This window comes from Devosia sp., assembly GCF_035944845.1.
Taxonomy (GTDB): domain Bacteria; phylum Pseudomonadota; class Alphaproteobacteria; order Rhizobiales; family Devosiaceae; genus Devosia_A.
The window spans coordinates 1-15,453 of sequence record NZ_DASZAW010000058.1 but is presented as its reverse complement, the minus strand read 5'-3'; the positions used below and the strand labels follow the sequence as shown (position 1 = coordinate 15,453).

Below are 15,453 nucleotides of genomic sequence, written 5' to 3'. Positions count from 1 at the left end.
GCCAAAAAGCCGCGCAAAGAAATCCTAATGACTCCCAATGGAGATAATGATGGCGTCTGCCGATATCGGCCTGATCGGGCTCGCAGTAATGGGCTCCAATCTGGCGCTCAACATCGCCGAGAACGGCTACACCATCGCGGTGCACAACCGCACAGCCTCCAAGATCGACGATTTCGTCGCCATGGCGAAAGAGCAGGGGCTCGATCAGAAGGTCGTTCCGGAGGCCGATCTCGTCAAATTCATCCAGTCGGTGAAGCGGCCGCGCTCCATCATTATCATGGTCAAGGCCGGCAAGCCGGTCGACGAAATGATCGAGCAGTTGCTGCCGCATCTCGAAGCCGGCGATGCCATTCTCGAATGCGGCAACTCGCTCTATACCGACAGCCAGCGGCGCTTCGAGTACCTGCGTGACAAGGGCATCGGCTTCCTCGGCATCGGGGTGTCCGGTGGCGAGGAGGGCGCACGCCATGGCCCCTCGATCATGGTCGGCGGCCCTGAGCTGCAGTGGAAGAACGCCCAGCCGATCCTCGAGGCGATCTCGGCCAAGTTCAACGGCGAGCCGTGCTGCGCCTACCTGGGCGAAGGTGGCGCGGGCCACTTCGTCAAGATGATCCACAACGGCATCGAGTATGGCGACATGCAGATGATCGCCGAGACCTATGGCGTGATGCGCGACGGGCTGGGGCTGAATCCGGCAGCTGCGTCGAAAGTGTTCAAGGACTGGAACCAGGGGCCGCTCAACTCCTACCTGATCGAGATCACCGGCTATGTGCTCGAGGCGATCGAGCCCAAGACCGGCAAGCCGTTGGTCGAGCTGATCCTCGACAAGGCCGGCCAGAAGGGCACCGGTACCTGGACCGCCATTGCGGCGCAGCAGCTGGCCGTACCGGCCACCGCCATCGAGGGCGCCGTGGCGGCCCGCTCGATCTCGTCGCGGAAGGAAGAGCGCGTGGCGGCCGAGGCGGCTTACGGCAAGCCGTCGGCCGGCAGGGCCGACGTGTCGCTCGCCGATCTGGAGCAGGCGTTGCTCGCCGGCAAGATCGTTTCCTATGCGCAGGGCTTTGCGGTGCTTTCCAAGGCCTCGGAGGAATTCGGCTGGAACCTGCCGCTCGCGACCATCGCCAAGATCTGGCGCGCCGGCTGCATTATCCGCTCGCGCTTCCTCGACCAGATGTCGGCAGCCTATGCCAAGGGCGAAGCCACGAACCTGCTGATGGTGCCGGATTTCGTCGCGATCATGAAAGACGCGCACAAGTCGCTCAGGAAGATCGTCGCGGCCGGCGCCATCGGCGAATTCCCGCTGATCTGCCTTTCTGCCTCGCTGGCCTATTTCGACAGCTACCGGCAGGCCCAGGGCACCGCCAACCTGACCCAGGGGCAGCGCGACTTCTTCGGTGCGCACGGCTTCATCCTCACCGACCGCGAAGGCGAGCAGCACGGCAAGTGGCCGTCGACGCTGGGGAAGTAGGGGCAAAGGCCTTTAGGGAGGGGGCATTGTGCCCCCAAGTCCCCTCTCTTGCGATTTCTAAGGCTTAGCCAAATGGCTAAACCTAAGAAATCGCTTTCTCCCCCGCCAAGGGGGAGAGTCCCGACTGATACACTGAGGCAAATGGAGGCCACTGATCATCTCCCCCTTGGCAGGGGAGAAAGCGAAAACTTGGACTTAGCGCAGCTAAGTCCTTAGTTTTCGCAAGGGGGCGTGGGGAGCCACGGGCCCTCGCAACTACCGGCCAGCCGTTCCTTCACCGAGGCCACTCCCGTCGCCGTTCTCGTCGTGCGGCGGGGTCTGCTGCTGGCCGGGTTGGGCCATCTCGTGCACGTGCTCTTTCTTGGCGACGCGCGGCCGGTGCATCAGGTCGAAGCGCCGGACCGTGTAGATAAACAGCACTGCCGCGACGATCACCAGGATGCCGGCGCCGAGGAACGGTGCGCCGGGGAAATAGCCCGGCGTGCCGGGCGCAGCCTGGGTGAATCGGCTGAACAGTTGCGTCGCCAGCAGCGGGCCGAGGATCGAGGCGAGCGAGTTGGTGGCGTTGATGGCGCCCTGCAGTTCGCCCTGGGCGTCGTCGGGTACCTGACGCGACATCAGCGAGTTGATGGCGGGGCCGGCGACGCCGGCGAGCGAGCCGAAGATCAGGAAGAAGTAGAGCGGGATCTCGGAGTGGATCGAGGCCGTGCCGATGAAGGCGATGGACGCCGCAAGCATACCGAGCAGCACTGTCGACCACTCGCCGATCCGTTTGGTCAACAGGCCCACCAGCAGGGCCTGGCTGGCGGCGAAGCCGATGCCGAAGCAGCCCAGTGCGACGCCGATCTGCGCCGACGAGAAACTCAGCACCTCGATGGTGAAGAAGTTCCATACCGAGGGGAAGGACTGGCTGGCCAGCACGAAGATGCCGAGTGTGCCCAATAGCCAGAGTACTACGGGGTTCTTGGAAAGGCTCAGCAGCACACCGAACGGGTTGGCGCGGCGGATGTCGAACGGCCGACGCTTGTCCTTGCCGAGGCTTTCCGGGAGCACGAAGAAGCCGAACAGCAGGTTGGCGCCCGCCAGCACCGCAGCCGCATAGAACGGCCAGCGCGGGCCGAGTTCACCGAGCAGCCCACCCACGACCGGTCCGAAGATGAAGCCCAGCCCGAACGCCGCGCCGATCAGCCCGAAGCGGTGGGCGCGTTTCTCGCGCGGGGTGATGTCGGCGATGTAAGCCGTCGCCGTCGCCACCGAGGCGCCGGAAATGCCGGCAATGGTGTGGCCGATGAAGATCAGCACCATCGAACTCGCAAAGCCCATGATGGTGTAGTCGATCGTCAGCCCCGCCAGGGCGATCAGGATGATCGGGCGGCGGCCGAAACGATCCGAGAGGTTGCCGAGCGCCGGGCCAAAAAGGAACTGCATCAGCGAATAGGCAAAGACCAGGTAGCCGCCAATCACCGCGGCCTGCGCAACGCTGCCGCCCGAGAGCTGGCCGATCAGCTGCGGCAGCACCGGCAGGATGATGCCGTAGCCCAGCATGTCCAGGAAGATGGTGATGAGGACGCAGGCGAGGGTGAGATTGGATTGCGGAGAAACGGGCATGCGGGGCGACTATTCCCAATTTGGAGCGGCAGTTGACACATCGCCTCCAGCGAAGGCAAGCGCCAAGGGGTTCACAAGGCTTCAGTGGGCATCCTGTCGCGGAGCCCTTGGCGCAGGGGGCAGGCCCTCGGGATCCGGTGCGGCGTCGTAGCCGTAGAGCCAGCCGAGGCGCCTGAGGTGGCCGCGCGGTCCCTGGAACTTCACCACGGCATTGCGGGCCAACGTGAACGGCCATTCGAGGTGGAAGGCAAAGCCGTTGGCGTCGGACAGCTTTCGCACCCGCTCGACACGCCGCTGCCGTAGCGCCGCGTAGCGACGGAGCGCCTGTTCGGCATCGGCTTCAGTCATCAGCAGCGGCGCGAGGATCGCCGCGTCCTCGATGGCCATGGCGGCGCCCTGCGCCTGGAACGGCAGCATGGCGTGCGCTGCATCGCCGATCAACCCGACGCCGCCTTCGGACCAGGTCGGCGTGGCAATGGTGGAAACCGGCCAATAGCCCCACTTGTTGCCGGCTGCCTCGCGAATGGCAGTGAACTGCCGGCTCTTCAGCGCCCCCCAGGGCAGGTCCGGCACCCGCGGCGGCTCGGCGCCAAAGGTGCGGGCGGCCTTCGACTTGGCGAACAATGCGATATTGACCTGGCGGCGGTGCGGTAACGGATAGGTTACGGCATGATAGCCCGGTCCCCAGAGCAGGCTGGTACGATCGGGCGCCAGTACGCCGTCGAGTGCCGCCTGGCCAAGCGTAATGCGCCAGGCAACCATGCCCGAATAGGTTGCTTCGGGGCCCATCAACACCCCGGTGCGGGTGCGCGAGTTGACGCCGTCGGCGCCGATAAAGGCGAAGGCCCGGGCCGAGCGGGATTTGCCGTCGGCCTCGTCGACGGTGACCGAGACGCCGCGCGAATGGCTCACCACGTCATAGGCACGCACGCCGAACAGCAGGTCGATATTGGCGAAGCGCTTGCACGCCCGGTACAGCACCTCGGCAAGGTCGGCGCGGTGCATGACGGTGTAGGGCACACCGAAGCGTTGCTCCATCACCTGGCCGAGCTCCAGCGTCAGCAGCGGGTGGTCCGCGCCATATGGATAGACGTCGATGCCCTGGGGCTCGAAAGCCTTGGCCGCCAGCGCCTTGTCGAGACCGAGCCGGTTGAGGATCTTTCGCGCGTTCGGGCTGACCTGAAGGCCGGCGCCCACTTCCTGCACCTGAGGATGGCGCTCGATCACCACGACGGTCGCGCCGAACTTGGCGAGCGCCAGGGCCAGCGTCATGCCGGCAATGCCGGCTCCCGCGATGTAGACGGTGCGTCCGTTGCCGGACATCTGGAAATCAGGCGGCTTCGGAGTGATAGACGGCCGAGAGTGGCTCGGAGGTGCCGGGTGCCAGCTCGGGGTTGAACACGTAAAGGGTCGAGCAATAGGAGCAGACCGTCTCGTTGTCCTTGCCCATGTCGATATAGATGTGCGGGTGGTCGAACGGGGGCAGGGCGCCGACGCACATGAACTCCTTGGAGCCGACCTCGATGCGCGGCAGACCCTGGGTATTGTGGAAATGCGGGGTGCTCTCGTGCGCCATCGGATGGTCCTCGGGTTCGAATTCGGGCGGAACATAGCGGCGGGAAGGCGGGAAGCCAAGCGTCCCTTGATGATCGGGCGCGGGCGGCTCGCACCAGTGGATGTGCGTTGACGACGCTCCTACAGTTGCTAAACCAGCGCCCCAATCGAAAGGCTGCTTCCTTGCCCCAGTTCAGTTCCGCCGGAATCTCCATCGCCTATGAAGTGCATGGCGAGGGCAGGCCGATCCTGTTGATCCACGGCTTCGGCTCGTCCGGCAAGGTCAACTGGATCGATACCGGCTGGGTAGAGGCGCTGGCGGGCGCCGGATACCAGCCCATCACGTTCGACAATCGCGGCCACGGCGCCTCGCGCAAGCTCTATGATGCGCAGCTCTACTACGCCCACGAGATGGCTAGAGACGCCAAGCGCCTGCTCGACCACCTCGGCATCGCCAGGGCGCCGATCATGGGCTACTCGATGGGGGCACGTATCGCCGCCTACCTGATGTTGCAGGACCCCGGGGCGGTCAGCTGCGCGGTCTGGGGCGGCATGGGGCTCAACCTGATTTCCGGCCTCGAGGACAGCGAGGAGATCATCTCGGCGCTCACCGCCGAGTCGCTGGACCAGGTTACCGGCCGGACCGGTCGACAGTTCCGCATCTTTGCCGACCACAACAAGGCGGATCGGGCAGCGCTTGCCGCCTGCATGGTCAACTCGCGCGAGCCGATGCGCGAGGCCGATGTCAGGCGCATCAGCCAGCCGGTCCTCGTGGCAGTGGGCAGCGACGACGATATGGCCGGCTCGGCGGGCGGCCTAGCGGCCCTGCTGCCGCAGGGGGAGGCCTTCACCATCGAGCGGCGCGATCACATGCGCGCGACGGGCGACAAGCAGTTCAAGGCGGCGGCATTGGAGTTCCTCGCGCGGCACGCGGCGGAGTAACCATTCAACGCGAGTTCAGCTGAGGCGAACTAATCTGTGCGCTATGGGTTGGTATCGGAGCACGTTTTGGCTTATATCGGCATTCGCCGATGGAGAGCGTTATGAGCACGAATTTGAAGACGGCCAAAGTCACGGCCATGGACCCGGTGTGGGACGCGGTGGTCTCGGGGGCCCGACATGTGGTGGCGAACGAGCCGTCGCTGACGAACCTGCTTTACTCCAACGTGCTCAACCACGACTGCTTCGAGGATGCGCTCGCCCACCGTCTGGCCGAGCGGCTCGATCACCCGGACGTCTCCGCCGACCTGATCCGCCAGGCGTTCAGCGAAGCGCTGGATGAGCGGCCCGAGATCGGGCTCGAGTCGCGGGCCGACCTCGCGGCGACGCTGGAGCGCGACCCGGCGCTGCACAAGGCGGTCGATTGCTTCCTCTATTTCAAAGGGTTCCATGCCATCCAGACGCATCGCTTCGCGCATGCGCTGTGGCTGATGGGGCGCAAGGATTTTGCGCTTTACCTGCAGAGCCGCTCGAGCGCCGTGTTCCAGGTCGACATCAATCCGGCGGCGCGCATCGGCAAGGGTATCATGCTCGACCATGCGACCGGCTTCGTCGTCGGCGAAACCGCCACCATCGGCGACAACGTCTCGATCCTGCAGGGCGTTACGCTGGGCGGAACCGGCAAATCCGAAGAGGATCGCCATCCCAAGATCGGCAATGGCGTGCTGATCGGCGCACACTCGGTGGTGCTCGGCAACATCCGGGTCGGCGATTGCGCGCGCATCGGTGCTGGCTCGGTGGTGGTCAAGGAAGTGCCGCCACGGGTTACCGTGGCCGGCGTTCCGGCCCGCATTATCGGTGAAGCGGGCACCCCCCATCCAGCATCGGTGATGGATCAGTTGGCCGTAGTGCAGGATCTCACCGGCTGATTCTGCTGTCGGTCGGCGGTGTCCGCCGGCGTTTTGCGCCATTCATCGCGGAAAAATGCACGGCACGGGATTGCCCGCCGGGGCGCAATGCCTATTGTGGCGATCCCAAATCGACCCCGCGAATGCCCTTGAAGGAGCCGCCGTGAACCACCCTGAAATCATCAAGCTCCAGAAGTTTCTGCAGCAGAAGTTCGGCAATCGGAACATCGACGTCCGTCCGCGCAACAAGCAGAACGACAGCGTGGAAGTGTATCTGGGCGAGGAATTCCTCGGCCTGATCTACGTCGACGACGAGGACGGAGACCGTTCCTATAATTTCCAGATGGCTATTCTGGACGTCGACCTGGACGAAATCCACTAACGAGTGGTGCGGCGCCTAGAGGGCGCCGATCTGCCCCAGCCTGGTGGTGAGTTCGGCATCGAAGTCACGCCAGTGCTGTAGTGCCGGCTCCGGGAAGGCGTAGACTGCCGCGACGCCCGGGCCGAGATAGACAGTTCTAAGGCACTGACTTGTCGCTGCGAGCGCAATCGGCTTCGAGCATTTGGCGACAAACGGCTCAGCCGACAGCGGATCGTACCAAACCACTTCATCGGCATAACCGCCATCGGCGCGCAACGGCTTGCCCACCAGTCCTGGGGGGCCGGACAGTTGCTCGGGCATGAACTGGTGCAGGTAGACGCCGTCGAGCAGCGCCGCGCTCGGCCGCGCACGGCTGCGTGGCAGCAGCGTCACATCCACGGGCTCGCTGTGGCCGTCGACGCCGAACGGCAGCTCGAAGCGCAGGTCGATCTGCTTGGCAAAGCCTTCGATGCGCTGCTCTTCGTAACGGAACCAGGAGAGCGGGATTTCGAGATCGCGACCGCCCAAAGTGCGCGTCAGGGTGGTCTCCGAGTCGAGCCGGTGCGCCTGGGTGCGGGCACCGCGCCCGGCGGCATCGATCAGGTAGGCGACGCCGATCCCGGCGAGCGCCAGCAGCACCGCGATGCCGGCCAGATTGAAGCCGATGGAGTGGTGATGGGGTCTGTGGACCTGAGCCTCGCCGGCCATCGGTGCAAATTAACCAGTGTTGTGTGCGTCAGGTGACATCCCACTGGGCGCTGGATATGCTTAACAAAGAGTTAAGACGATTGTTCAGAGGGCGCGTAAATGCTCAGGGAATTGCTGCTGGCCGGGTTGATCATGGCGGTAGGGCTCGCCATGGCGGGTGTCTGCACCTACCTCTACCAGTGGTTGGCCAAGACCCAGGCGGTACTGCGCTATGACGGCAAGACCTTCCTCCAGGGCCTTGGCAACCTGGCGATGAGCTTCGTTTGCGGTCCGATGATCATGCTGCAGCTCGGCTGGCAGCACGATCGCAACGGCACGCTGTCGATAAGTTCGGCGCTGATCGCGGCGTTCGTCGGCTTCGGTTGGGCCTTCATCACCGGTCTCATGTTCGTCGGCACCTATTTCGCGCTGACCCCATAACGCGACGGACCCGCCCGATGGCGCCCCCCGTGCCGGTCGAGCTGCGACCGCATGATCGCCTCTGGGCAGGTGCGGCCGCAGCGGAGGCGGCGCGACTCGCCGCAGTCCTCGGCGACGAACTGCTGGCGGTTCATCACGTCGACTCGACGGCCATTCCGGGCATCGTGGCAAAGCCCACGCTCGACATGGTCCCGGTGGTTCGATCGCTCGACGGGCTCGATGCGCTGCGTCCGGACGTTGAGGCCCTGGGGTACCGATGGTGGAGCGAATACGGCCTCGCCGGGCGGCGGTTCTGTACACTCGACGATCCAGCGACAGGCAAGCGCCGCGTTCACCTGCACTGCTACGAGGTGGGCGCTGCCGCGATCCGGCGGCATCTGGCGTTTCGCGATTACCTGGTCCTGCACCCTGAACGGGCTCGCGAGTACGAGGCCGTGAAGCAGCGCTGCCTCGAGCTGCATCATCGGAGCTCGCATGATTACAGCACCTGCAAGGGGGACTGGATCAAGCGTATCGAGGCCGAGGCGTTGGCGGCGCTCGGTTGAGGCCTACTTCGAGGCGACGAAGGTGGTGCGGGGATCGACCAGATCCACCCACTGGCCGGCATCGGCCTGCGACTGGCGCTTGAGGTAGGTGTAGGGCGTCTCGTTCCAGACCAGGATGCGGCCATCCTGGTTATCGAGCACCAGGTCGCCGCGGTCGGTGCGGACCATCAGCACGGCATGGCCGGTGCCCCTGGCTTCGCGAACGACGGTGACCAGCAGGGTCGACGGGTTCCAGCCCGCTTTGATCAGGGCCTTGCGCTTGGCCAGTGCGAAATCCTCGCAGTCGCCGTAACCGTCGTCGGGATAGGCCCAATACTCGGCGACCTTGTAGTAGTCCTCGTCGGTGATGGCGGTGACCCCGGCGTTAACGGCATTGTTGACCGCAACGAGTTCGGCCCAGCGGGCCTCGGTCAACACCACAGCGCCGACGGCGTGCGGGTTGGCCTTGCATTCGCTGCGATGCGACTTGCAGAACTCCGAGGCGCCCACCGGGATGCTGGTGATGCCGCCGGCCTGGGCGAAGGCCGGGTTGGTGAAATCGACCTGGTCGGCGCGTGCCGGCATGGCGAGAATGAACGCCGCCATTCCAACTGCGATTGCCGCTGCGATGAACCCTTTGAACTTCGACATCGTGGTTGCCCCCTGACGGAAGCCACGATGCCGGGGGCGAATTGCCCCGAACGAAAAACTGCAAGCTAGTTTTTATGCGAATTCGAACGGTCCTGGTCAGGACTCGTTAGGCATAGCCAGGTGGGTTGAAAGTCGGCGGGCTAGTTGACCCGAAGGTTCTGCTGCACGACCGTCAGCATTTCCTGGGCGGAGACGAACTCCACCGCAACGCCGTCGCCGAAATGGCGCACGACGCGGGCGCGCATGCGGCCGAGGGTGACGGGCGTGCCCATGGCCGGGCGGACGGCCAACTCGATCGCGGCACCCGAGAGCGAGATGTCGATGATCTTGCAGTTGTAGCGCCGACCATCGTCGAGCACGACCGTGGAGTGCCGGTTGTCGGGCACGACGCGCTCATGCCGGCGATCTTCCGGCAGGTTGAGCAGGTCCTTGTTGGCGAGCCAGGTCAACTGGGCCGCCATCTTGTCGCGCTTACGCGAGGTGGCGACGATATCCATCTTGAAGCCGCCATCGATGACGTCGGTGATATCACCCTCGATGCGGCCAAGGTGGTCGATATAGGCGATGACGCGCTCGCCAGAGATGCCGGAGATCGGTGCGATGATCATGGCGTCACCGGGTGACATCTCGATCACCTGGCAGGGGAACTCGCGGCGGTCGGTCAGCATGTAGCGGCCGAGCAGCGAGACCCTGACGCGCTGGAATCGCGGCAGTTGCGCATACGAACGGGCAGGTCGCGCGGAGCGTGCGTTATCGGTGAGCATCAGAGGAGACCTGCCGGGGCCAAGCGATTGGTTGGCCTACACTAGTCCGCTCTTGGTTAATCGAAGGTAAGGCTTGAGGCGCACAATGCTGCAAACCGGCGATTTTTAGCGCCGGCCGCCATCGATCACCGCGAGATGGGCATAGCGGCGGGCCGTGCGGCCGTAGACGGTGGCGCTCATCGGGGTAGGGACGGCGGCACCGGCGCTGGCGAAAACCAGGTCTTCGGCCGGCACGGCAGTTGCGACGTCGCTCGCCATATCGGCCAATGACACGTCGTCCGGCCAGATCAGCCGCAACCCGGTGATGCGCTGTTCCATGACCGGCTGCACGCCGAACCAGTAGGGCTCGTCGATCGAGGTCATGGCGCCGAGCAGGCGGGTTTGGGTGCTGCCGTTGTGACGCAGCGGCAGCAGGATGGTTTCGACCGACAGGCGGGTGTGCACCGCCGTCGTGCCCTGAAAGGTGACGAGGGCAACCGCATGGTCCTCGGTGACGGCGCGGACCAGGGTGTCGATGGCGTCGCGGTCACGGTCGTGCCACAGACGCGTAAAGGAGCGGCCTTTCAGCTCGCGCGCATAGACTGAACAAAGGTGCGAGCCAGCGAGACGGAAATCGAACTCGTTGGTATCGCTGAGCTCGAGGATAAAGGTGTTGGCGAGGGCAGATCGGATTCGGGTCGGGTCGATATCGCGCCGATCCGGAGCACTGCGAGAACCGCGGAGCGCATTCCAATAGTCGAACAGCGCCTTGGTGCTGGCCTTTTGCATAGTCTTCTTGCCTTGTTCCCAAACCCCGAGCATCGCGTCCCGGAGAGGGGGCGACCGCCGCAGTACGAAGAGTGACAAAAGCCTGCGCGGAAATCGCCCTTAAACAATTGTTAGGGTTAACGCGGCAGCCGCCGTGTGGATAAGTCGGGGGAATGGGCTACAAAGCCCGAAAAGCCGGGAGTTTTCATGTCTGACGAGCGAAATCACCAACGAAATCAGGCTCCTGACGATCGTCAGCCGGCCATACTGCTGCCCGGGGTGGTGACCGCGCTGTTGGGCCTGATGTTGGCCGTACACCTCGCCAGAGCCTTCGTTCTTAACGAACAGGGGGATGAGCAACTCTACCTCTGGCTGGCCTTCGTCCCGGTGCGAGCGGCCCCTGGCTTCGCGCTCGAAGGAGGGTGGATACCGCTGCTCTGGACGCCATTCACGCATGCTTTCCTGCACGCCGGATGGGAGCATCTTTTGGTCAATTGCGCCTGGTTGGCCATTTTCGGCACCCCGGTTGCTCGCCGTTATGGCCCGCGCGCCACGGTGATTCTGTTTCTCGCGAGTGCCGCCGTCGGCGCCGCGGCTTTTGCAGCGACGACGTTTCCAGAGTTTCAGGTGCTGATCGGCGCATCGGGGGGCGTCGCAGGGCTGACGGGTGTGGCGTGTCGGTTCATCTTCCAGCCGGTCATCGTCGGGCGCGACCCCGACACCGGCACAGAGCACGTGCTTGGTCGGCGGATGGCGAGTCTCGGCGAGCTGATGCGCAACCAGCGCGCTGCCTTTTTCATTGTGATCTGGCTGGTGCTCAACGCGGCCGTGCCGTTTCTGCCCATGCTGATCGGGCAATCGATCGGCATCGCCTGGCAGGCACATCTGGGCGGCTTCCTCGCCGGCCTGTTCCTCACGCCGCTATTCGAACGCCGCCCTGAGGGGAGTAGGAAATGAGCGACATCACCGACCTCACCGCCCGCATCGTGACACTGGAGACCACGATCGCCTTCCAGGACCAGGCCATCGAGGAGCTGAACGCCGCGCTGGCCGAGCACTTCAAACAGATCGAGGCGTTGAAGCGCGAACTCAACAACCTCGGCTCGCAGCTACGCGACGTCGAAGCGCACCCGGCGCTGGCGCCGGCGGTCGAACCGCCGCCGCCGCACTACTGAAGGTGATGGCTACGGAGTCCAGGGCGAATCGAGGTCATCCTGCCGTCTGCGGCGTTCCGCGAGGCTTGTCCTCCCGGGGGGCTGAAACTAGCCCGCACCCTATAGCTCTCCGCCCAGCAGCTTAGGCCTTGTAGACCTCAGCGGGATCGAACAGTCGCGCTTCGCCGCTCTGGCGCAGCGTCTGGGCGTCTTCGACGATGCGATAAAAGCAGCTCTTCCGGCCGGTGTGGCAGGCGGCGCCACGGCCGGTCTGTTCGACCAGCATGAGCACAACGTCCTGGTCGCAATCGGTCCGCATTTCCACGAGCTTCTGGATCTCGCCCGAACTCTCGCCCTTCTTCCAGAGCTTTTTCCGCGAGCGCGAATAGTAGTGCACCTCGCCGGTCTCGATGGTGAGCCGCAACGCCTCGGCGTTCATATGCGCCACCATCAGCACACGGTTGCTGCCGGCCTCCTGCGCTACTGCGGTGACGAGGCCGTGCGCGTCGAACTTCGGCGCGAACCGGGTGCCTTCCTCGAGGTCGGCATGGTTGAGGGCAGTGGGGTCGGCAAAGGAGGTGCTCATGGCCGGGTTCTATCCCGCCCCGGGTTCCCGCTCAATCCTCGAGCGCGAGCCAGATTTCAACGGTGCCGAGCCCGGTGTGCTCGTTGAAATCGGGGCCGTAATACTCGATGAAGCTCCAGGGCGCGTGCTTCTTGCGATAGCCGGAAGTCGGCAGCCACTCGGCAAAGATCGCCTCGATGGTGGAGCGAATTGTGGTGATGTGCCCGCTATGGGCGAGGCGGGCGTAGCGCTGTGCCGGCACCGTGATCAGCGTGAACTCGCGGGGCAATTCGGCGATTTCGCTGACCTCCATGCCCGCCATGTACTCGCACTCACCTGTTTCGGGGAAATGACGTCCGGAAAGGCCATAGTAGACCCCGGCGATCTCGCCCGGCACGTTGCCGACATAGGCGTTGAAGCGCTGCCACTGGGCGGGAATGGCGGCATCGCCGTTCATCAGGTGCCGGGCAATGAGTCCGGCGATGCGCATGGACGGACGGTTTTCAATCCGTGGGGCGCAGAGTTCCACCGGCACGTCCGTGTCGATACGCAGCGGTTCGAGCAGTGGCAAATCGTCGAGCCGGCGGCGGCGACGCACCTCGTCCGGGGTGAGGCCGATCAGGTCGCGGAAGGCTCGGGTGAAGGCTTCGTGCGAGCCGTAGCCGGCGTCGAGCGCGACGCCGAGAATATCCGGGGCGCCGCCGGCCAGGGCCTTGGCGGCCTCGGTAAGGCGGCGGCCGCGCAGGTATTCAGAGATCGAGTAGCCGGTGGCGCGTGGGAAGATGCGCGACAGGTGGTAGCGCGATACCCCGGCATGCACGGCCATATCCTCGAGCGTCAGCGGCATGCCGAAGCGCGATTCGATCATCCACAGGGTTTTGGCGACGGCGGACATGGGCTCAACCTATGCCCGCCGATGGATATCACACTTGATCGCTGTTGCGGTCAGTGCATGGCGCCCGAGTTCAGCGCTTGCCCAGCATGGCGAAGAAGCGGTCCTGCTCGTTGCGGTCTTCGGCGAATACGCCGGTGAAGCGTTGCGTGATGGTCAGGGCGCCGTGGGCGCGCACGCCGCGCATCGACATGCACATATGCTCGGCTTCGATCATTACCGCCGCACCGCGGGGATTGAGATGCTCGTTCACGGCGTCGATGATCTGCGCCGTCATGTTCTCCTGCACCTGCAGCCGGCGGGCATAGACCTCGACCAGGCGGGCGAGCTTGCTCAGGCCCACCACGCCATCATGCGGCAGATAGGCGATGTGAACCTTGCCGAAGAAGGGCACCATGTGGTGCTCGCAATGTGACGAGAACGGGATATCGCGCACCAAGACGACGTCATCGTAGCCGCCGACTTCCTTGAAGGTCTTGTGCAGGACCTCGCGCGCATCTTCGCCATAGCCGGCGAAAAACTCGCGGTACGCCTTGGTGACGCGGTGCGGAGTTTCCAGCAGGCCCTCGCGCGTGGGATCGTCACCGGCCCAGGCGATCAGCGTCCGCACCGCCGCTTCCGCTTCTTCGCGGCTGGGGCGGGCGATTTCAGGGACGAGTTTGACGTGCTGCGGCTTGGCGCTGGCGTCCATCTTTCAATCCTCGGTCAATAGCAGGCGACAGACGCAATACGTCGCCCCACGGTTCCCGGCATGGTATCAGTGACGATGGACGCCGCTGACTTGTTGCATCTCCACCACTATATAGGTGGGCAACGACAGCGGCCAAGAAACAGTTTCGCGAAAAAGATGGAACTCAGCGATCTTTATTCGGACCGGATCCTCGAACTCGCCGGTAACCAGCCGCGGCCGGGCCGGCTCGCCGCTCCCGATGCCAGCGCCCGCAAGGTGAGCCGAGTGTGCGGTTCAACGATCGAGGTGGACATCACCGTCGAGGATGGGGTGATCACCGGCTACGGCCACGACATCCAGGCCTGTGCGCTTGGGCAAACCTCGGCGGCCGTGGTCGCAACGCATGTGGTGGGCACGCCGGTCAGCGAGTTTCGCCGGGTGCGCGACGAGATGACGGCGATGTTGAAGGCAGACGGCCCACCGCCGGCGGGCGAGAAGTGGGGCGACCTCAAGTATCTCGAGCCGGTACGCGAGTACCGGCCGCGGCACACCTCGACCCTCTTGGTGTTCGATGCGGTGTGCGACGCGCTGGACAAGCTCGAAGCCCCGCAGGCGGCGGCTGCCGGCTGATGCGGCGCATCGCGCGGCTGTTCTGGAGCATTGTCGACTGGCCGTTCAAGCTGGTCTCCTATGGCTTGATCCAGGGCTACCGCTACTCGCTGTCGATGTTCATGGGTCGCACCTGCCGGCACGCCCCGAGTTGCTCCGAATTCACCCGCGACGCCATCTGGCGGCATGGCTTCTGGCCTGGCGGCTGGATGGGCCTGGCGCGGATTGTCAGGTGCCGCCCAGGCGGCACGCATGGGTATGATCCGGTGCCGGAGGCCCTCCCGCCGGACGCGCACTGGTACGTGCCGTGGACTTACGGGCGCTGGAAATAGCACCGCAGGGATCGTTTTTCGTCCTCAGCCGTTAGTACCAGCGGGGCCGGAATGTTCTGGCTCGAGTGATACTTATAAGGAAGACGCGAGATGGCATTCGACGGCGTAGGTTGGCTTGCGGCTATCATCATCGGCGGCATAGCCGGTTGGCTGGCCGGGCGGTTCATGAACAACAGTAGCGGCGTGGTGATGAACATCATCCTCGGCATTGTCGGGGCGATCGTTGCCAGCCTGGTGTTCGGCCTTTTGGGCATCTCGTTCGGTGGCTGGTTTGGCTACCTGATTGCGGGGGTGATCGGCGCCTGCATCCTGATTGCCATCGGCCGAGCCGTGGGCCGTCGAACTTAGCGCTTCCGGTTTCGGCTTTGCCCGATTGACACCGCTCGGAGCCCGCGCTCCGGGCGGTTTCGTGCGTCCGCTTGGCTCCGGCCCGCGACCCATGCTAGACACCCCGCCTTGCCGGCACTTCCGCCGGCAATTTCCATTGGAGATGAAAATGATCAAGGTGACGTTCCCCGACGGTGCAGTACGCGACTATGCGCGTGGCACCACCGGGACCACCGTGGTCGAGGGCATCTC

21 protein-coding genes are annotated in these 15,453 nt (G+C 64.5%); 11 read left to right on the top strand and 10 right to left on the bottom strand.

Features of this window, described 5'->3' with window-relative positions; translation table 11 throughout:
- The first annotated feature begins 49 nt into the window (after window positions 1–49).
- Window positions 50–1,468, top strand: a complete 1,419-nt coding sequence (gene gndA / locus VGV07_RS09870) for an NADP-dependent phosphogluconate dehydrogenase (protein WP_326868513.1) — start codon at window positions 50–52, stop codon at window positions 1,466–1,468.
- Between the two features lie 255 nt (window positions 1,469–1,723).
- Here gndA and VGV07_RS09865 read toward each other — a convergent pair whose 3' ends face one another.
- The 3 genes from VGV07_RS09865 to VGV07_RS09855 form a co-directional block, all read right to left on the bottom strand.
- On the bottom strand, window positions 1,724–3,076 hold the full coding sequence (locus tag VGV07_RS09865; RefSeq protein WP_326868512.1) for a TCR/Tet family MFS transporter: 1,353 nt from the start codon (window positions 3,074–3,076) through the stop codon (window positions 1,724–1,726).
- An 81-nt stretch (window positions 3,077–3,157) separates the two neighbouring features.
- Window positions 3,158–4,399, bottom strand: coding sequence for an FAD-dependent monooxygenase (locus VGV07_RS09860; RefSeq protein ID WP_326868511.1), 1,242 nt, complete (start codon window positions 4,397–4,399; stop codon window positions 3,158–3,160).
- 7 nt (window positions 4,400–4,406) lie between these two features.
- The gene (locus VGV07_RS09855; protein WP_326868510.1) at window positions 4,407–4,652 is read right to left on the bottom strand and encodes a zinc-finger domain-containing protein; all 246 of its coding nucleotides are present in this window, start codon (window positions 4,650–4,652) and stop codon (window positions 4,407–4,409) included.
- 161 nt (window positions 4,653–4,813) lie between these two features.
- Between VGV07_RS09855 and VGV07_RS09850 the strand changes: the two genes are divergently transcribed.
- The 3 genes from VGV07_RS09850 to VGV07_RS09840 all read left to right on the top strand — a co-directional run bounded on the left by VGV07_RS09850 (window position 4,814) and on the right by VGV07_RS09840 (window position 6,859).
- Window positions 4,814–5,572 (top strand): alpha/beta fold hydrolase, encoded by a 759-nt coding sequence (locus VGV07_RS09850; RefSeq protein WP_326868508.1) that lies wholly within the window; start codon window positions 4,814–4,816, stop codon window positions 5,570–5,572.
- Window positions 5,573–5,673: 101 nt separating this feature from the next.
- On the top strand, window positions 5,674–6,498 hold the full coding sequence (cysE, locus tag VGV07_RS09845; RefSeq protein WP_326868507.1) for a serine O-acetyltransferase: 825 nt from the start codon (window positions 5,674–5,676) through the stop codon (window positions 6,496–6,498).
- A gap of 142 nt (window positions 6,499–6,640) precedes the next feature.
- On the top strand, window positions 6,641–6,859 hold the full coding sequence (locus VGV07_RS09840; protein WP_055049303.1) for a DUF3126 family protein: 219 nt from the start codon (window positions 6,641–6,643) through the stop codon (window positions 6,857–6,859).
- 15 nt (window positions 6,860–6,874) lie between these two features.
- Here the strand turns inward: VGV07_RS09840 and VGV07_RS09835 are convergent, their stop codons facing one another.
- Complete coding sequence (locus tag VGV07_RS09835) at window positions 6,875–7,546, bottom strand: hypothetical protein (protein WP_326868506.1); 672 nt, start codon at window positions 7,544–7,546, stop codon at window positions 6,875–6,877.
- A gap of 99 nt (window positions 7,547–7,645) precedes the next feature.
- On the opposite strand from VGV07_RS09835, the gene VGV07_RS09830 reads away from it, so the two are divergent.
- Window positions 7,646–7,966 (top strand): DUF6949 family protein, encoded by a 321-nt coding sequence (locus VGV07_RS09830; protein ID WP_326868505.1) that lies wholly within the window; start codon window positions 7,646–7,648, stop codon window positions 7,964–7,966.
- A gap of 29 nt (window positions 7,967–7,995) precedes the next feature.
- Window positions 7,996–8,511: a GrpB family protein gene (locus VGV07_RS09825; RefSeq protein ID WP_326868504.1), complete on the top strand. Its 516-nt coding sequence runs from the start codon at window positions 7,996–7,998 to the stop codon at window positions 8,509–8,511.
- A gap of 3 nt (window positions 8,512–8,514) precedes the next feature.
- On the opposite strand, the gene VGV07_RS09820 is transcribed toward VGV07_RS09825, so the two are convergent.
- The 3 genes from VGV07_RS09820 to VGV07_RS09810 all read right to left on the bottom strand — a co-directional run bounded on the left by VGV07_RS09820 (window position 8,515) and on the right by VGV07_RS09810 (window position 10,673).
- Window positions 8,515–9,141 (bottom strand): transglutaminase-like cysteine peptidase, encoded by a 627-nt coding sequence (locus VGV07_RS09820; RefSeq protein WP_326868503.1) that lies wholly within the window; start codon window positions 9,139–9,141, stop codon window positions 8,515–8,517.
- Between the two features lie 140 nt (window positions 9,142–9,281).
- A complete protein-coding gene (locus VGV07_RS09815) occupies window positions 9,282–9,905 on the bottom strand; it encodes a PilZ domain-containing protein (RefSeq protein ID WP_326868502.1) in 624 nt (207 codons plus the stop codon).
- Between the two features lie 105 nt (window positions 9,906–10,010).
- Window positions 10,011–10,673, bottom strand: coding sequence for a PAS domain-containing protein (locus VGV07_RS09810; protein ID WP_326868501.1), 663 nt, complete (start codon window positions 10,671–10,673; stop codon window positions 10,011–10,013).
- Window positions 10,674–10,859: 186 nt separating this feature from the next.
- On the opposite strand from VGV07_RS09810, the gene VGV07_RS09805 reads away from it, so the two are divergent.
- Together VGV07_RS09805 and VGV07_RS09800 are read left to right on the top strand one after the other, a co-directional pair.
- Window positions 10,860–11,609, top strand: coding sequence for a rhomboid family intramembrane serine protease (locus tag VGV07_RS09805; protein WP_326868500.1), 750 nt, complete (start codon window positions 10,860–10,862; stop codon window positions 11,607–11,609).
- Window positions 11,606–11,827: a SlyX family protein gene (locus tag VGV07_RS09800; protein WP_326868499.1), complete on the top strand. Its 222-nt coding sequence runs from the start codon at window positions 11,606–11,608 to the stop codon at window positions 11,825–11,827. The genes VGV07_RS09805 and VGV07_RS09800 overlap by 4 nt, the downstream gene beginning before the upstream one ends.
- Window positions 11,828–11,948: 121 nt before the next feature.
- Here the strand turns inward: VGV07_RS09800 and hisI are convergent, their stop codons facing one another.
- The 3 genes from hisI to folE all read right to left on the bottom strand — a co-directional run bounded on the left by hisI (window position 11,949) and on the right by folE (window position 13,954).
- Window positions 11,949–12,392 (bottom strand): phosphoribosyl-AMP cyclohydrolase, encoded by a 444-nt coding sequence (gene hisI / locus VGV07_RS09795; RefSeq protein WP_326868498.1) that lies wholly within the window; start codon window positions 12,390–12,392, stop codon window positions 11,949–11,951.
- Between the two features lie 31 nt (window positions 12,393–12,423).
- Complete coding sequence (locus VGV07_RS09790; RefSeq protein ID WP_326868497.1) at window positions 12,424–13,266, bottom strand: AraC family transcriptional regulator; 843 nt, start codon at window positions 13,264–13,266, stop codon at window positions 12,424–12,426.
- Window positions 13,267–13,336: 70 nt separating this feature from the next.
- Window positions 13,337–13,954, bottom strand: coding sequence for a GTP cyclohydrolase I FolE (folE, locus tag VGV07_RS09785; RefSeq protein WP_326868496.1), 618 nt, complete (start codon window positions 13,952–13,954; stop codon window positions 13,337–13,339).
- A gap of 156 nt (window positions 13,955–14,110) precedes the next feature.
- Between folE and VGV07_RS09780 the strand changes: the two genes are divergently transcribed.
- The 3 genes from VGV07_RS09780 (at window position 14,111) to VGV07_RS09770 (ending at window position 15,222) form a co-directional block, all read left to right on the top strand.
- Window positions 14,111–14,563, top strand: coding sequence for an iron-sulfur cluster assembly scaffold protein (locus VGV07_RS09780; protein WP_326868495.1), 453 nt, complete (start codon window positions 14,111–14,113; stop codon window positions 14,561–14,563).
- Window positions 14,563–14,874: a membrane protein insertion efficiency factor YidD gene (gene yidD / locus VGV07_RS09775; RefSeq protein ID WP_326868494.1), complete on the top strand. Its 312-nt coding sequence runs from the start codon at window positions 14,563–14,565 to the stop codon at window positions 14,872–14,874. Before VGV07_RS09780 ends, yidD begins: the two co-directional genes overlap by 1 nt.
- 90 nt (window positions 14,875–14,964) lie before the next feature.
- The gene (locus VGV07_RS09770) at window positions 14,965–15,222 is read left to right on the top strand and encodes a GlsB/YeaQ/YmgE family stress response membrane protein (protein WP_326868493.1); all 258 of its coding nucleotides are present in this window, start codon (window positions 14,965–14,967) and stop codon (window positions 15,220–15,222) included.
- Window positions 15,223–15,453: the final 231 nt, after the last annotated feature.

Coding starts and splice junctions, on each gene's coding strand:
- gndA (WP_326868513.1), top strand. CDS start 50: ATGGCGTCTGCCGATATCGGCCTGATCGGGCTCGCAGTAATGGGCTCC.
- VGV07_RS09865 (WP_326868512.1), bottom strand. CDS start 3,076: ATGCCCGTTTCTCCGCAATCCAATCTCACCCTCGCCTGCGTCCTCATC.
- VGV07_RS09860 (WP_326868511.1), bottom strand. CDS start 4,399: ATGTCCGGCAACGGACGCACCGTCTACATCGCGGGAGCCGGCATTGCC.
- VGV07_RS09855 (WP_326868510.1), bottom strand. CDS start 4,652: ATGGCGCACGAGAGCACCCCGCATTTCCACAATACCCAGGGTCTGCCG.
- cysE (WP_326868507.1), top strand. CDS start 5,674: ATGAGCACGAATTTGAAGACGGCCAAAGTCACGGCCATGGACCCGGTG.
- VGV07_RS09835 (WP_326868506.1), bottom strand. CDS start 7,546: ATGGCCGGCGAGGCTCAGGTCCACAGACCCCATCACCACTCCATCGGC.
- VGV07_RS09830 (WP_326868505.1), top strand. CDS start 7,646: ATGCTCAGGGAATTGCTGCTGGCCGGGTTGATCATGGCGGTAGGGCTC.
- VGV07_RS09820 (WP_326868503.1), bottom strand. CDS start 9,141: ATGTCGAAGTTCAAAGGGTTCATCGCAGCGGCAATCGCAGTTGGAATG.
- VGV07_RS09815 (WP_326868502.1), bottom strand. CDS start 9,905: ATGCTCACCGATAACGCACGCTCCGCGCGACCTGCCCGTTCGTATGCG.
- VGV07_RS09810 (WP_326868501.1), bottom strand. CDS start 10,673: ATGCAAAAGGCCAGCACCAAGGCGCTGTTCGACTATTGGAATGCGCTC.
- VGV07_RS09805 (WP_326868500.1), top strand. CDS start 10,860: ATGTCTGACGAGCGAAATCACCAACGAAATCAGGCTCCTGACGATCGT.
- VGV07_RS09800 (WP_326868499.1), top strand. CDS start 11,606: ATGAGCGACATCACCGACCTCACCGCCCGCATCGTGACACTGGAGACC.
- hisI (WP_326868498.1), bottom strand. CDS start 12,392: ATGAGCACCTCCTTTGCCGACCCCACTGCCCTCAACCATGCCGACCTC.
- VGV07_RS09790 (WP_326868497.1), bottom strand. CDS start 13,266: ATGTCCGCCGTCGCCAAAACCCTGTGGATGATCGAATCGCGCTTCGGC.
- folE (WP_326868496.1), bottom strand. CDS start 13,954: ATGGACGCCAGCGCCAAGCCGCAGCACGTCAAACTCGTCCCTGAAATC.
- VGV07_RS09780 (WP_326868495.1), top strand. CDS start 14,111: ATGGAACTCAGCGATCTTTATTCGGACCGGATCCTCGAACTCGCCGGT.
- yidD (WP_326868494.1), top strand. CDS start 14,563: ATGCGGCGCATCGCGCGGCTGTTCTGGAGCATTGTCGACTGGCCGTTC.
- VGV07_RS09770 (WP_326868493.1), top strand. CDS start 14,965: ATGGCATTCGACGGCGTAGGTTGGCTTGCGGCTATCATCATCGGCGGC.